Source organism: Stutzerimonas stutzeri (assembly GCF_024448955.1).
GTDB classification, from domain to species: Bacteria; Pseudomonadota; Gammaproteobacteria; order Pseudomonadales; family Pseudomonadaceae; genus Stutzerimonas; species Stutzerimonas stutzeri_AQ.
The window spans coordinates 23,055-38,381 of sequence record NZ_JAMOIH010000018.1 but is presented as its reverse complement, the minus strand read 5'-3'; the positions used below and the strand labels follow the sequence as shown (position 1 = coordinate 38,381).

The window sequence follows — 15,327 nt, the reverse complement described above, 5'->3', positions numbered from 1 at the left end:
CGCACCGATGCCGCCGAGCATCGAGCCCGCTTGTCGATCACAGCGCCTGTACCGACACTCAACGCGACCTACAGTCACGCTGGATACCGATTCAGGGCCGCTTCGCTGGGACGTACGTACGTTCGTCGGAACCTCCTGCTTTGTTTGTTTCAAGAGCTTAATCCGCGTTTAACTGCCCGACTGGCCGAGCTAAGCTAGCCCCAGTTTTCTCCTGCCCCCCGTCTTCGGAAGTCTCATGCGCGGTCGACTCTCCAGTATCTGTTTCTGCCTTCTGTTTACTGCTGCAATCGTCGAAACCTCTCAAGCCGCCAGCCTCCAGCAGCAACGTCAGTACTACGACGAAGCCAAGCGGGCATTGGCCAAGGGCGACAGCGGCCCATATCGACGTCACGCCAGCGCGCTTCGAGACTATCCCCTCGAGCCCTACCTGGCCTATGACGAGCTGACTGCACGGCTCAAGACCGCCAGCAATGACGAGGTGGAAAAGTTTCTCGCAGAACACGGCGACCTGCCACAGGCCAGCTGGATGAAGCTGCGCTGGCTGCGGTTGCTGGCAGCCCGTGGCGATTGGCGGCCCTTCGTTGCGCATTATGATCCGGCGATGAATTTCGCCGAGCTGGACTGCCTTTACGGTCAATACCAGCTGTCCAGCGGACAGACGAAGCAAGGCTACGAGACGGCCGAACGTCTCTGGCTGGTGGGCAAGTCGCAACACAACGCTTGCGACGCGCTGTTCGAGCGCTGGCGCGACGCCGGCCAGCTCAGCGAACACCTGGTCTGGCAGCGCACCAAACTGGCGGTCGAGAGTGGTAATTACGGCTTGGCCAACTTTCTGGTGAAAAGCCTGCCGACGATGAAGAGCCAAGGCGAGTTGCTGGTCGAGGTCGCGCAGAAGCCGCAGATGCTGGGCCAAACTGGTCGCTTCATGTCGCCGAATCAGGCCATGGGCGATATCGTCTCGATCGGCCTGCGTCGGCTGGCGCGCAAAGACCCGGAAAAGGCGCTCGGGCTGCTCGACAGCTACGCCAGACGCCTTTCGTTCTCGACCGATGAAAAGGTGGCGATCGCGCGCCAGATCGGCTTGACCTTGGCCAAGCGCTTCGATGCTCGTGCCCTGACGGTGATGGCTGAATACGATCCCGAATTGCGTGACGATACCGTCAGCGAATGGCGGGCCAGGCTCTTGTTGCGTCTGGGCCGCTGGGATGATGCCCATGCGCTGATCCAGCGCTTCACCGGAGAACTCGCCGACAGCAATCGCTGGCGTTACTGGAACGCTCGCAGCCTTGAACTGGCACAACCCAATGGCAAACAGGCCATCCCGCTCTACCAGCCGGTCGCCAGCGAGCGCGATTTCTACGGCTTCCTCTCGGCCGACCGCATCCAGGCGCCTTATAAGCTCAACCATCAGCCGCTCGCGCTCGATCCGAAGCTGATGCAGAAGGTCCGCAATACGGCGGGGATTCGCCGCGCCATGGAATTCCATGCCCGTGGCGAGATCGTCAACGGACGCCGCGAGTGGTATCACGTCAGCCGTCTATTCAGCCGCGATGAACTGGTCGCTCAGGCGCGCTTGGCCTACGACATGGAGTGGTATTTCCCGGCCATCCGCACCATCAGCCAGGCGAAATACTGGGACGATCTGGATATCCGCTTCCCCATGGCCTATCGCAGCAGCCTGGTGAACGCGGCGAAGGCACGGGAGATTCATCCAAGCTGGGTATTCGCTATCACGCGTCAGGAAAGCGCGTTCATGGCCGACGCGCGCTCGCCCGTCGGTGCCACGGGGCTGATGCAGCTGATGCCGGCCACCGCGAAGGAAACCGCCAGACGCTTCGATATACCGCTGTCATCGCACCAGCAGGTGCTCAACCCCAGCACCAATATCCAGTTGGGAGCGGCCTATCTCAGCCAGATCTATGGCCAGTTCAAGGGTAACCGGGTGCTGGCATCCGCTGCCTACAACGCCGGTCCCGGCCGGGTCCGCCAATGGCTGCGGAATGCGGAACATCTGCCATTCGACGTCTGGGTGGAAAACATTCCGTTCGATGAAACCCGTCAGTACGTGCAGAACGTACTCACCTATTCGGTGATTTACGGCCAGAAGCTCAACGCACCGCAGCCGCTGGTTGAGTGGCACGAGCGATACTTCGAAAGTCAGTGACGCTGGCGGCGCCATGGTTTGGCCCGCCAGCGTCGGTGAAGGATCTTCACGATATTGACCCGGCCGCGAGCGGCGGTTGGGGCTATTCCAGTATTTCGACCGACATACCCACCTGCAGCACACCCCTGCCCTCTGCGATCAGATTCTGGCCGAAGAACACGCCGCCCTCGCCCTTGCGGTAACCAAGCAATGTGGCCAAGGGCTCGCGCGTCGGACTGTGCCCGGCGCTGAGCGGATCGATAGTGGGGATGATGCAGCGTGAGCAAGGTTTGACCACCCGAAACTGCATGTCGCCGATACGGATTCGGCGCCAGCCATCCTCGGCGTAAGGTGCCGCATCGGCGATGACCAGATTCGGCCGAAACCGCGTCGGTTCGAGGGGCTGCCCCACTCGGGCCGAAAGGTCGTCGAGTGATCGCTGACCGATCAGCAGGAACGGAAAACCATCAGTGAACGCCGTTCGCTCGTCGGGACGGGCGTAATCCTGATCGATCTGGATGCCCTGCTCGGTGGGTAGATACACCAACCGGCATGGCCGAGCGAGCAGGTGCGTCAGCCATGCAGCCGCTGCGTCACCAGCGTCAGGTACTCGTAGGCTCTCGCGCCAGATCAGTACACCTCGCGCAGCGCTGTCCGAAGCGGGAACCGCCACCGGTAAATCATCCATGCCGGGGGCACTCAGGAGCAGCGCCGCCTCGCCCTGCCATCGCGCCTTCAGCAACGCCATTCGCGGCAGCACGCGCTGCGTCAGGAATTTCCCGGTTGCGGCATCGACGACCATCCAGCGCCGATCGCCGATCAGGCCGAGCGCGTCGCACCCTCCCTTTTCAAGCGATTCAGCCGAGCCGGACTTGAGTGGAAAGCGATACAACGCGCAAAGATGCATCCTGGAGCCTCGATCAGATGAGCGGATCAGCGAGTTTCGTCAAGCAACAGACGCTCGCGGATAACGTCCACCAGTTTCTCCGGCTGGAACTTGGAAAGGAAGTTGTCGCACCCGACTTTCTTCACCATCGCCAGGTTGAAGCTGCCCGAAAGCGAGGTATGCAGCACCACATGCAGATCGCGTAGGCGCGGGTCGTTGCGGATTTCGGTGGTGAGGCGGTAGCCGTCCATTTCCGGCATTTCCGCATCGGTAAACACCATCAGCAGACGATCGGTGAGCACTTCCCCGGCATCGGCCCAGGCTTTGAGTCTGTTCAAGCCCTTCATGCCATCACTGGCGGTATGTACGGTGATGCCAAGCTGAGTCAGCGTCTCACGCAGCTGTGCCAGCGCCACGGTCGAATCGTCGACACAGAGCACTTCACGGCCACGGGCGCGTTCGAGCAGCGGATCGGCCAAGCGCTCCGGTGAGATGCTGGTGTTATAGGGGACGATCTCGGCAAGCACCTTTTCCACATCGATGACTTCGACCAGCCGATCATCGACCTTGGTGATAGCCGTCAGGTAATGCTGACGCCCCGCCGTGGTAGGCGGGGGCAATACTTCTTCCCAGTTGAGGTTGAGAATGCGTTCCACGCCGCCGACCAAAAAAGCCTGAATCGAGCGGTTGTACTCGGTCACGATGATGGTGCTGCGCTCATCCGGTACCAATGGACGCAGACCTATGGCACGCGACAGATCAATCACCGGCAACGTCTGTCCGCGCAAGTTGACGACGCCACATACGGAACCGTGGCGATGCGGCATGAGCGTCATCTTTGGAAGCTGTACGACCTCCTGCACCTTGAACACATTGATAGCGAATTGCTGGCGGCCGGAAAGCCGAAACATGAGAATTTCCAGACGATTCTGCCCCACCAGACGGGTGCGTTGATCGACTGACTCGAGAATGCCGGCCATTGCGGGCTCCTTGCTTGATACGGGTTAGGAGGCTATCGGCCGCAAGTTTCCGCGCTTTATCTGTATTTGTCGCCATCCCGACGGTTAGTCTGCGCCCTGCCGGTACGGCGCTGTCAGGTGGCCTCTTTACCGTTTCGGAGCAACGGCTCCTCACGCAGCAGCGGACTATCCATTGGAAGGTGCAGACGCAGCGCCCGACGCCTGACCGTGAAGCGCATGTGTTCCGCCGTGAAGGGTTCGCCATCGAGATTGATGGCAATTTCATTCGGCCCCTCGACTTCGAGCCAGGGCACACGGGCAGTTACCGAAACGGTGTCGATTCCCAGCAGCCCGCCACTCAGTAGCGTACCCAGGGTACCCACCGTATCGGCAGGCGCCGGAACGATACAGATATCCAGCAAGCCGTCATCAACGGACGCTTGCGGACAGAGCTGTTGTCCTCCGCCGGACTGACGCCCGTTACCGATGCCTAGCGCGAGGAAGTCGCCTTCCCAGGCAAAGCCGGGCCCAACGAAGCGCCCCCAGGCAGCGTGCAGTTCGTTGAAGCGCGATAGGCCGGTCAGCAGATAGGCGCCGCCGCCCAGCACCCTTTTCAGTTCTTCCGAGGTGCTGGCGGTCACCTTGGATCCGAAGCCACCGGTCGCCATGTTGATGAAAGGGATACCGTTCATCTCGCCGACATCTATCGACACCGGATTACGATCGAGCAATGTCAGCGCGTCGAAAGGTGCAATTGGAATCTCGGCGGCTTGGGCAAAGTCATTGGCGGTCCCGAGCGGCAATACGCCCATGCTCGCATCGGAACCGCTATCGAGCAGTGCCTGTGCCACTTCACGCACCGTGCCGTCGCCCCCGCCGGCGATCACCGTTCGATAACCAGCGGCGAGGGCTTCGCGCACCAGCCGAGCCGAGTCGCCGGCTTCCCAGGTCACCCGCACGGCCAGTTCGTGTCCAAGCTCGCGCCATTCCTTGACAGCCGCACGCACCTGCTCGTTGAGTCCCTGCTTGCCGTGAAGCACGAGCAGCGCCTTGGGTTCATTCATGCTTTCGCTTCCAGTTCGGTAAACGCAGATAAGACACGTGGCAGAACTGGAAAGTTGTGACGCAGCGGGAATCGTACGGGCTTAAGCCGAATCGGAAAAAGTGACGACCATCGGTCAGAAGCAACCTTGAAAAATCAACTATAGCGAACGTTTTATTTTAATTTTTTCTTATTAATCAATCAGTTATTACATTAATTTAATCCTTGGCGCTTCTTTGGCGGTTTGTACCCGTTTGATGAACTCATTTCCTTGGAGGCGGTCGGAGCAGTTGTCCAGGTGAAGGTTGCGATAGCGGCCTGCCATCAGAACCGCGGATCGCGGCTATCAAAACGAGTATTGAGAGCTAGCAATAGCCGAAGGAAGGAGCCTTGTATGCGCTTACAGTCCGTTGGGACCCTTGAATACGCCCACCCCAGTTTCGTCGATTACTTCCTTGCCAGCGTTCGCCTGATCCACGGGCTTACCGCTGTGTTGCCGGGCGTTCTGCTGCTGCTTTTTCTACCGCTCGACCTACCGGCGGGTGGTGGCACTTTCAGCACCTTCCTGATGTTCTTCGGCGTGATCAGCGTGGTTATCTTTCAATCGGTTGGCATCTACAGCGAGGAAGTGTTCAGCACCCTGCTCCGCTTCCGTACCATGCTGGTCGCCTGGGCCGCTGCGTTCAGCCTGCTGATCTTCATGCACCAGGGGCTGGGCATGTTCAGCTATCTGGAAGCCAAGCACCTGACGTTCTGGTTCGTCACCAGCATCATCCTGTTCGGCGCAGAGCGCCTGATGATGCTCGCACTGTTTCGCCGCCTGATGGCCAAGGGCGTCTATCTGCAGAATGCAGTGATTCTCGGCGGTACCGATAACGGCGTGCGCGTTGCCGAGTATCTTGCTCATCACCGTGACATCCGCACCGGCGTGCTCGGCTTCATCGATGACCGCCTGGAGCGCTTGCCCAAGACGCTCGCCGACCTGCCGCTACTGGGCAATACGCGTGATCTGGAGCAGATGATCCGTGAGGAAAAAGTCACTCAGGTGCTGGTCGCCCTGCCCTGGTTCGCCGACAGCCGCATCGGTCAGGTGATCAACGAGCTGCGCAAGCTGCCGGTCAACGTGCTGCTGGTGCCCGACATGGTCGCCTTCCGCCATGCCAACAAGCGCATCACCGAGGTTGGTGGCCTGCCGACACTGATCGCCTCCGACCTACCGCTGCGTGGTTGGTCGCCAATGTTCAAGCGCATCGAGGACATCATCCTCTCCAGCCTGGCCCTGCTGGCCGCAGCACCCGTGATGCTGCTGCTGGCACTGGCGATCAAGCTGGACTCGCCCGGCCCGGTGCTGTTCAAGCAAAAGCGCTACGGCTACAACAATCGTCTGATCGAAGTGTTCAAGTTCCGCTCGATGTACCACGCCAAATCGGACGCCAACGCTGAACGCCAGACGACGCGTAACGACGATCGCATCACGCGCGTGGGCCGCTTCATTCGCAAGACCAGCCTCGACGAACTGCCACAGCTGCTCAACGTGTTCCTGGGCAGCATGTCCATGGTCGGCCCGCGCCCGCACGCAACCGCAACCAAGGCCGCCGGCGTGCTGTTCGAAGACGCCGTCTCGGAATATTCGGCTCGCCATCGCGTCAAGCCTGGCATCACCGGCTGGGCGCAGATCAATGGCTATCGCGGCGAAACCGACACGCTCGAAAAGATTGAAAAACGCGTCGAGTTCGACCTGGATTACATCGAGCGCTGGTCGGTCTGGTTCGACATTTACATCCTCGCTCGGACCATTCCCGCTCTGCTGTTCAACAAGGACGTTTACTGACTGCGCGCGGCAGAACAGCCCATCACGGCAATCAGCCATATTTCATGCGCGAGCACAGCAGGAAGATTGAACTAATGAAGCGAGGCAATATCAGATTTGCGTTCTGTGATGCGTACGCCCAACCGCCCATGAATTCAGGGCTGCGAGGCTAAGCGACATGTTCCAGAACATCTTGATCATCTGTGTCGGCAATATCTGCAGAAGCCCGGCGGCCGAAGCACTGCTGACACACAAACTCCAAGGAAGAAACCTGACGATCAGTTCGGCAGGCATAGGCGCACTAGTAGGCAACCCAATGGACAAGACCGCACATGAGGTGCTTCACGAGCACGGGCTGGAACACATACATCACCGTGCCCGGCAGGTCGATAGTGAGATGTTGCACCAAGCGGACCTCATCCTCGCCATGGAGCAGAGCCACATCCAGCACATCCGCCAAATAGCCCCCGAAGTACATGGCAAGACCTTCCTGATGGGTAAATGGCTGGACGCTACAGAAATTCCGGATCCGTTTCGTCAATCCAAACCCGCATTCGAACACGTTCACAGCCTTCTGACGCAGTGCGTCGAAAGCTGGCTTCCTTACCTGAAATAAGAAGAAGGAACTTCAATGACCACCATGCCCCGCCCCATCTACGAAACCAAAGAGGAGAAGGATATTGATCTGGCCCACCTCTTTGACACTTTGCTCAACAATCGGGGGCTCATCCTTGCCATAACCGGCTTCTTCGCGGCACTGGGTATTGCCTATGCGCTGCTTGCCACCCCGGTCTATCTCGCCAGTGCGATGATCCAGATCCAACCGAAAGGCGGCCTTCCAAGCCTCACTGACGTAGTGGGCGCCGCACCAGCAGTCTCGCCCGCGCAGACCGAGATTGCCCTGCTCAAGTCACGCACCGTTGTCGGTGGCGCTGTCGAAGCATTGAACCTCGATATCATCATCGAGCCTCACCACTTCCCGGTGTTCGGTGGCTATATATTCCGCGGCTTCGAACCCACCGAGGAAGGTGAGCTTGGCTGGTACCCGGAAGGCTTCGAATCTTACGCCTGGGGCGGCGAGTCGCTACGCGTCACTCGGCTGATCGTTCCGGACAACATGCATGGCGAAGAACTGACGCTGGAAGCTGCAGAGAACAATGGCTTCATCCTGCGCGACACCGACGGTGAAGTGGTTGTGCAAGGCGTAGTTGGCGAGCCCATGGAAACGCCAGAATACGGCATTACCGTAGCGGAGCTGAACGCGCGACCGGGCACTACTTTCAGCGTGATCAAAAACCGCACTTACGCCACCACCGAGGACTATCAGAATCGTCTGTCGGCGGGTGAGCGCGGCAAGCAATCTGGCATCCTCAACGTGACGCTCGAGGATGCCGATCCGGAGAAAGCCGTTCGAGTACTGGAAGAGGTGGCCCAGCGCTACGTAGACCAGAACATCGCGCGCAACGCGGCCGAAGCAACACAGAGCCTGGAGTTCCTGAGCGAGCAAGTGCCGGAAGTCCGCAAGAAGCTCGACGCCGCTCAAACTGCATTGAATAAGTTCCAGACCGGTAATCGCTCGGTGGACATCTCTGCTGAAACCCAGTCGGTGCTCGATCGCATCGTTGACCTCGAGAAGCAGATTTCCGAGCAGAATCTCAAGCGCACCGAGATGGAACGTCGTTTTACCCGTCAGCATCCTAACTTCCAAGCGCTGGTTAACCAGACCAGCCAACTCCAGGCGCAGAAGGCCGAGCTTGAAAAGCAAATCGGCACCCTGCCCTCGACCCAGCAGGAACTGCTACGTCTGAACCGCGATGTCGAGGTTTCGTCCGAAACCTATTCGATGTTGCTGAACAAAACGCAGGAGCTGGACATCATTCGTGCAGGTACCGTTGGCAACGTGCGCATCGTCGACCACGCCGCTGCGGACATCGATCAACCGATCAAGCCGAACAAGCCCTTGATCGTCATAGCAGCGATTCTGCTCGGCGGTATCCTCGCGATCGCTTTCGTCTATGTCCGCGAAGCGCTCAAGCGGGGCGTGGAAAACCCAGAAGAAATCGAGCGTGTTGGCATCCCGGTGTACGCGGCGATTCCCTTCAGCGAAAAGCAGGGGGTGCTGGAAAAACGTCTGGTCAACTTCAAGCGTGACAAGAGCAGCGCGTCTTATCTGTTGACGATCAACGACCCAGCTGACCTGGCCACCGAAGCCATGCGCAGCCTGCGCACCAGCCTGCACTTCGCCATGATCGAGGCCAAGAACAACATTCTGATGATTACCGGTCCTAGCCCGGGAGTCGGTAAGTCGTTCGTTACCAGTAACCTGTCGGCAGTAATTGCACAGTCCGGCAAGAAAGTGCTGCTGGTCGACGCAGACATGCGTAAGGGCTACTTGCACAAAGTCATGCGTTGCCAGGGTGAAAAAGGCCTTTCGGACATTTTGTCCGGCCGTGTCACGCTGTTCGATGCGATCCAGAAGACCCAACTCAACAACCTTCACGTGATCACTCATGGTCAGTTGCCGCCGAACCCTTCCGAGCTGTTGATGCACGAGAACTTCTCTCGCTTCGTCAAGGAAATCAGCGGTATGTACGATCTGGTGATCTTCGATACACCGCCGATTCTCGCGGTTACCGACGCTGCGCTGGTTGGTAGCCAGGCTGGCACGACGCTGATGGTGACCCGTTATGGTCTGAACGGGGTCAAGGAAATCGAATTCGCCAAGCGCCGCCTCGAACAGAACGGCTTGATGGTCAAAGGTGTGATCTTCAACGCCGTCATCCGCAAAGTGTCCAATTACAGCGATTACGGCTACTACCAGTACGAATACCAACACAGCAAATAAGCGATGAGCGCCTGATGCCCGATGACTATATGCATCGGGCGCTCGAACAACTCCGCCCAATCGCCTGCACGCATTCGAACCGTTGCTCACTTGGCAGCGGCCCTTCGATGATCGTTACGCCGCGTGATCGAAGGGCAGTCATTCGCTACATGCTCATTGGAGTTCAAGAAATATGGAACGTCGCTCTCTCTCGCCTTTGCTCGGCGCGATACGTTTGATTGCCGGCCTATCCCTGGTCGGTTGCGTATCCCTTGTCCAAGCTCAGCCCAACACTGAACGCGCAGGTATCGACTTGGTCGGTATCAATATGTCCGGCGCCAATTTCGCACCGCATATAACACCGGGCAAGGTTGGCACCAACTACTTCTATCCCGAGAAGAAGTACTTCAAGTATTACGCAGACAAGAACATTCGCTTGATCCGCTTCCCCTTCATCTGGGAACGCGTACAACACGACCTGAACAAAGGCGTCAACTTTGATCAGATACGCCTACTTAAAAGAACGCTTGATTTTGCTGCGCAGCATGACCAGAAAATCATTCTGGATATGCACAACTACGCTCGATACAAGGGCAAGCTGATTGGCTCACCCGAAGTACCATACGAAGCGTACGCCAGCGTCTGGCGCAAGCTCGCGGAAGAGTTCAAGGATCACCCCGCCCTGTTGGGCTACGACATCATGAACGAACCCCACTCGACCGATGGTTTGTGGCCTGCGGCGGCCCAGGCGGCAGTCGATGCAATTCGTCAGGTCGACATGAAAACCTTGATATTCGTCGAAGGCGACCGCTGGGCGAGCTCGTTTCATTGGCGCAAGGTCAACGAGGATTTTCTGATCGATGATCCGGCGAACAAGATCATTTACGAAGCCCATCTCTATTTAGACAAAGATTTCTCAGGACGCTACGCGGACGACGAAACCGTTGACCCCATGCTGGGCGTCGAGCGTGCCCGCCCCTTCGTGGAGTGGCTGAAAGAAAACAACCTGAAGGGCTTTCTGGGCGAATATGGCGTTCCCGGCCACTCCGAGTCGATGCTCGTCGCCATGGACAATATGCTCGCCTATCTCAACGATAACTGCATGCCAAGCGCTTATTGGGCAGGCGGACCGGGCTGGGGCAAATATGTTCTGGCAGTTGAGCCCATCGACGGCAAGGACAGGCCTCAAATGAAGATCCTGCAGAAAAACATCGCTAACGACTGCACTGAATACGGGCCAACGCCGGGCTGACAGGACGTGAGCTCCGTCATAAAAATTTGGCGAAACCCGAGATTTCTACGCAACACAACCGCTAGCACGGTTGTCAAACGCTTCGACCGAGCACAGCGGAGCTAATCCAAGGGAACTTGATGACCCTCTGCCTATCGAAATCGTTTGGTAACCGATGCCATGCGGGTGTAATCCGCGTCAAAGCATCAACATCGCAATGTTAAAAAGCTTGAGTTTGTTGCGGCGTAGTTATCTGGATAATGGAAACGCACCTAAGGACTCAGGTGATGACAAGCATCAGCTCAAAATTCTTTTATTTGCCACTGACTATCCTGGCGCTCGTTCTGCATTTTTCTGTATTCGGCGACAGTACGCATAACCCACTTGGCTTCAAATTTCTCAACGAAGCCTACCTGGCGGCTTGCCTGGGTATAGCGTCTCTTTTGATTCTTGCCAGCACGGAAGATGCCTCAAGAGAATTCCGCATTCTCATGTACTACGCGTTCTACAGCGTTTTCGTATTTACCGTGCTGCCTGCCATATTTTCCTTTTTTACCTTCGGCCAACCGATCGCCTACGGCCTGATCGAAGAACGCCGAATGTTGTTCACATTCGGGTTCGTGCCCCTGTTATTGCTTACCAAGCACATCAGCACTCTTCAGTTCGAGCGCGCGATCATCTATGCCGCGCTCATTGCAGTATTTTTGTCCTGGTGCTTCAAATTTGGACTGGTGCCTGATTTACGCGAAGAGCAAACGTCTTGGGATCGCCCGGATCGCTCCTCGATCGGCCCCTTCCTGATTTGCTTTGCCTATTTCTACTGCATTCAAATCTGGGCGAAAGGAAAGTCGCCAATCAACGGTGAACAACGCCAGAAAATTTTCTATTTGATCATCGCTGCGATCTTGCTACTCACCTTGGTGTTCGCCACGCAAACTCGCCAACTTATCGTTCTGTGTCTGGCGTTTACCCTTTTCTCATTGAGGGTCAAAGCTATCGCCTGGGCGGCCTCGCTCTGTGTTCTGCTATCGCCGTTCTATTTCTATCCCGAATTACTCGAAATTCTCGGATTGAACATGGAGTTCTATGGACGCAGCCTGGACGGCAACGTGGAAGACGGCGTGCGCCCTCACACAATCGCATCTGTGTTCAACCATCTGGAACTGGTCAGCTGGCTCCCAAGCGGTTCGCTATCGCTCATGTGGCAGGACGGTTTCATTCCCTATTTCGGCGAGCATTTCTTTCTCTCCGACATCGGAATCATCGGCACACTGTTCCGCTTCGGTTTTCTTACCTTTCTGGTGGTTCCGCTGACGTTGTTCATTTATCAGCGCATCGCGCGGAACATCAACGCGGAGATGGAATTCACCTATTCGGTAATGCTTGCGTTTTTCGTGATATGGCCGCTAAACGGTTTGTTCGAATATGTGCAGCCAGTTATTTGCATGCTTTTCGTTATTCACGCTCTGAGAGCACGCCATCTACGCAGCAAGGAACGAGTTCATGAACGTCGCACTTATTCTCAACTACAAAGCTGCTACTGAAACCATCAGCTGCGCTGAAAGCCTGCTCGCTCATTGCTCGACCATCGACCATATCGTCATTGTCGACAATGACTCTCAGGATGGATCGGCTCTTGCCTTTCAGCAGTGGCTGGATGAAAAGGCGTACCCACAGGTGACGCTGCTCTGCAACCCTGAGAATAACGGGTACGCCGGCGGCAATAACTATGGCCTTCGCTGGGCAATGGCAAATCTGCAACCGACGCACTTCTGGGTCGTCAACAATGACACCTATGTCGAGAGCGATGCCTTCTCGCCTCTTCTCGCAGCATTGCAGCGTAACGACCGGCAATTCGTTGGTTCGCTCGTTTTGAGCGCCGATACCGGGCGTCTGGAATGTTATGGCGGTGGAAAACTGTATCCGATCCTCGGCAAGGCTCGCCTACTGGGCAAAAACCAGAGCATCGAGACGCTGCAACAGCAGAGTCTTCAACACGACCCGGATTACATAATGGGTTGCAGCCTGGCATTTTCAGCGGCGCTGACGGAAGAAATCGGATTGATGGACGAAGATTACTTCATGTATTTCGAAGAAGTGGATTGGCAGTACCGCGCCAGACGCTTTGGAGTGTCCATAAAAGTCGTCCCCGAAAGCCGCCTGTTTCATTACGGGTCACTCAGTCTCGGTAACCGTTCGGCGTTTTATCACTATTACCGCAACCGCGCCGCCACACGATTCAACAAGCGCTTCTATGGTTCGATGTTCGCGGTCGTTTCCGCGTTTCTCCTTTCGGCCGTTACGACGATCAAGGAATACAGGAACCCCACCCTCGCCTGGTCGGGTATCAAGGGCGCCTTCAAGGGAGTAGCAATGAGTGTCAAGTGATACTAATGCGTTCGGAATAGACTTCTATTCCGGCAATAAGAAAGCTTTATTGTCCTGCATCCGCGAGGGCATCAAGCAGCCCTATTCGTTTGTGGTAACGCCGAACGTTGACCACCTCGTTCAGTTGGAGCATGACGCAGAGCTACGGGATGCTTACGCCAAGGCACGCTGGAGACTTTGTGATAGTCGTATTCTTCTCTCGCTGCTCGACCGCCTGGGCGTACATCTCGACGAAGCCATTCCTGGCAGTGACCTGACGCTGGATCTACTCAAGTGGGCAGACAAGGATCGCCTGCGCGTGGTTCTGATCGGCTCGCTGCAATCCGAAGCCGACAAACTTCGAGCAATCTATCCCGGCATCGAGCTCTATCACTACAACCCGCCGATGGGCTTCATCAAAAAACCGGAAGAAGTGCAGCGTTGCCTGCAGTTCGTGCGTGAAAACCCATCGGACCTGGTCCTCTATGCGGTTGGTACGCCTCGCGGCGAGGTCCTGGCCGCGGCGACTCAATCACATGAGCGTTCAGGCATGGGATTTTGTATTGGCGCGTCCATTTCCTTCGCCACAGGCACCATCAAGCGAGCCCCTAAATGGATGCGTGAGTACAAGCTCGAATGGCTCCATCGCATGTGTTTGGAGCCTCGTCGGCTGGCCAAGCGCTATTTGATCGACGCGATGTATATCGTGCCTGCTTATTTACGTGAGAAAAATTCCAGACAAAAAGGCAGTCCTGCGAAACAGCAGTCTTGATTGAGCTTGGCGTTGGACTATTTCGGTCAGGGTGGCTGTAAGGCAACCGGAAACAGGCCCTATCTAATAAAGCTTCGCTACTTTCCCAGCGCTATGCGCCAGACAGAGCGAAGCGGATGCACTTTAAACCTAACCTCATACAGGGAAGACAATGAAAGCGATTATCACCGGTATCACAGGGCAAGACGGCGCCTATCTGGCAGAGCTTCTGCTGGAAAAAGGCTATACCGTATACGGCACGTTTCGCCGCACCAGCTCGGTGAACTTCTGGCGAATCGAAGAGTTGGGCATCGACAAGCACCCTGATCTGCATCTCGTCGAATACGACCTTACCGACCTGTCCTCCAGCATTCGACTACTGGAGAGCACTGGCGCAACCGAAGTCTACAACCTCGCCGCACAGAGCTTCGTCGGTGTTTCCTTCGAGCAGCCGTTGACGACGCTGGACATCACCGGCGCGGGCGCAGTGAACCTGCTGGAAGCCATTCGTATCGTCAATCCGAAGATTCGTTTTTACCAGGCGTCGACGTCCGAAATGTTCGGCAAGGTCCAGGCCATTCCCCAAGCGGAAACGACCCCGTTCTACCCACGTAGCCCCTATGGCGTCGCCAAACTTTACGCACATTGGATGACCATCAATTACCGGGAGTCGTACGGCATTTTTGGCTGCAGCGGCATCCTGTTCAATCATGAGTCGCCTCTACGGGGCCGTGAATTCGTGACGCGGAAAATCACCGACTCGGTGGCCAAGATCAAACTCGGCCAACTGGATGTCCTCGAGCTGGGCAATATCGACGCGAAACGTGACTGGGGCTATGCCAAAGAATATGTTGAGGGTATGTGGCGCATGCTGCAGGCCGATGAGCCGGACGTTTTCGTACTGGCAACCAACCGTACCGAAACCGTACGCGACTTCGTGACGCTGGCATTCAAAGCAGTGGACGTCGAACTTCAGTGGGAAGGTTCCGGCGAGCAGGAACAGGCGATCGACATGGCGACCGGCAAAGTTGTCATGCGGGTGAATCCGAAGTTCTACCGCCCTGCGGAGGTGGACCTGCTGATCGGCGATCCCCAGAAGGCCAAGGATGTACTGGGTTGGGAGCCCAAAACTTCGCTGGAGCAACTCTGCCGCATGATGGTCGACGCCGACATGCGCCGCAATCAGCAAGGCTTTTCATTCTGAAGTGATTCGACCCGGTTGACGGGAAGCTATGTCGGAAGCCGTAAGCGGCAATACGAGAATGTTCGGTCCGGCAAACTGCACAGGGCAACCGACCTGCCCTGTGCATTCAC

12 protein-coding genes are annotated in these 15,327 nt (G+C 56.9%); 9 read left to right on the top strand and 3 right to left on the bottom strand.

Annotated elements, in window-relative coordinates:
• Window positions 1-235 precede the first annotated feature (235 nt).
• Window positions 236-2,164, top strand: a complete 1,929-nt coding sequence (locus tag NA645_RS17695; protein ID WP_256050048.1) for a transglycosylase SLT domain-containing protein — start codon at window positions 236-238, stop codon at window positions 2,162-2,164.
• A gap of 82 nt (window positions 2,165-2,246) precedes the next feature.
• Here the strand turns inward: NA645_RS17695 and NA645_RS17690 are convergent, their stop codons facing one another.
• From NA645_RS17690 to yegS, 3 genes are all read right to left on the bottom strand, one after another.
• The gene (locus NA645_RS17690; protein WP_256050047.1) at window positions 2,247-3,050 is read right to left on the bottom strand and encodes an MOSC domain-containing protein; all 804 of its coding nucleotides are present in this window, start codon (window positions 3,048-3,050) and stop codon (window positions 2,247-2,249) included.
• A gap of 26 nt (window positions 3,051-3,076) precedes the next feature.
• On the bottom strand, window positions 3,077-4,009 hold the full coding sequence (locus tag NA645_RS17685; RefSeq protein ID WP_256050046.1) for a chemotaxis protein CheV: 933 nt from the start codon (window positions 4,007-4,009) through the stop codon (window positions 3,077-3,079).
• A gap of 113 nt (window positions 4,010-4,122) precedes the next feature.
• Window positions 4,123-5,052, bottom strand: coding sequence for a lipid kinase YegS (gene yegS, locus NA645_RS17680; protein ID WP_256050045.1), 930 nt, complete (start codon window positions 5,050-5,052; stop codon window positions 4,123-4,125).
• Window positions 5,053-5,424: 372 nt separating this feature from the next.
• Between yegS and NA645_RS17675 the strand changes: the two genes are divergently transcribed.
• The 8 genes from NA645_RS17675 to gmd all read left to right on the top strand — a co-directional run bounded on the left by NA645_RS17675 (window position 5,425) and on the right by gmd (window position 15,217).
• Window positions 5,425-6,861 carry an undecaprenyl-phosphate glucose phosphotransferase gene (locus NA645_RS17675; protein WP_256050044.1) on the top strand — a complete coding sequence of 479 codons (1,437 nt, stop codon included), beginning with the start codon at window positions 5,425-5,427 and terminating at the stop codon, window positions 6,859-6,861.
• A gap of 157 nt (window positions 6,862-7,018) precedes the next feature.
• The gene (locus NA645_RS17670) at window positions 7,019-7,456 is read left to right on the top strand and encodes a low molecular weight protein-tyrosine-phosphatase (protein WP_256050043.1); all 438 of its coding nucleotides are present in this window, start codon (window positions 7,019-7,021) and stop codon (window positions 7,454-7,456) included.
• A gap of 15 nt (window positions 7,457-7,471) precedes the next feature.
• Window positions 7,472-9,685, top strand: coding sequence for a polysaccharide biosynthesis tyrosine autokinase (locus NA645_RS17665; RefSeq protein ID WP_256050042.1), 2,214 nt, complete (start codon window positions 7,472-7,474; stop codon window positions 9,683-9,685).
• 172 nt (window positions 9,686-9,857) lie between these two features.
• Window positions 9,858-10,916 (top strand): glycoside hydrolase family 5 protein, encoded by a 1,059-nt coding sequence (locus tag NA645_RS17660; protein ID WP_256050041.1) that lies wholly within the window; start codon window positions 9,858-9,860, stop codon window positions 10,914-10,916.
• 266 nt (window positions 10,917-11,182) lie between these two features.
• Window positions 11,183-12,439 carry a hypothetical protein gene (locus tag NA645_RS17655; protein WP_256050040.1) on the top strand — a complete coding sequence of 419 codons (1,257 nt, stop codon included), beginning with the start codon at window positions 11,183-11,185 and terminating at the stop codon, window positions 12,437-12,439.
• Window positions 12,399-13,283: a glycosyltransferase family 2 protein gene (locus NA645_RS17650; RefSeq protein ID WP_256050039.1), complete on the top strand. Its 885-nt coding sequence runs from the start codon at window positions 12,399-12,401 to the stop codon at window positions 13,281-13,283. The genes NA645_RS17655 and NA645_RS17650 overlap by 41 nt, the downstream gene beginning before the upstream one ends.
• The gene (locus NA645_RS17645) at window positions 13,273-14,034 is read left to right on the top strand and encodes a WecB/TagA/CpsF family glycosyltransferase (RefSeq protein WP_131650434.1); all 762 of its coding nucleotides are present in this window, start codon (window positions 13,273-13,275) and stop codon (window positions 14,032-14,034) included. Before NA645_RS17650 ends, NA645_RS17645 begins: the two co-directional genes overlap by 11 nt.
• 151 nt (window positions 14,035-14,185) lie before the next feature.
• Entirely contained in the window at window positions 14,186-15,217 is a 1,032-nt protein-coding gene (gene gmd / locus NA645_RS17640; protein ID WP_256050038.1) for a GDP-mannose 4,6-dehydratase, read from the top strand.
• The last annotated feature ends 110 nt before the right edge of the window (window positions 15,218-15,327 follow it).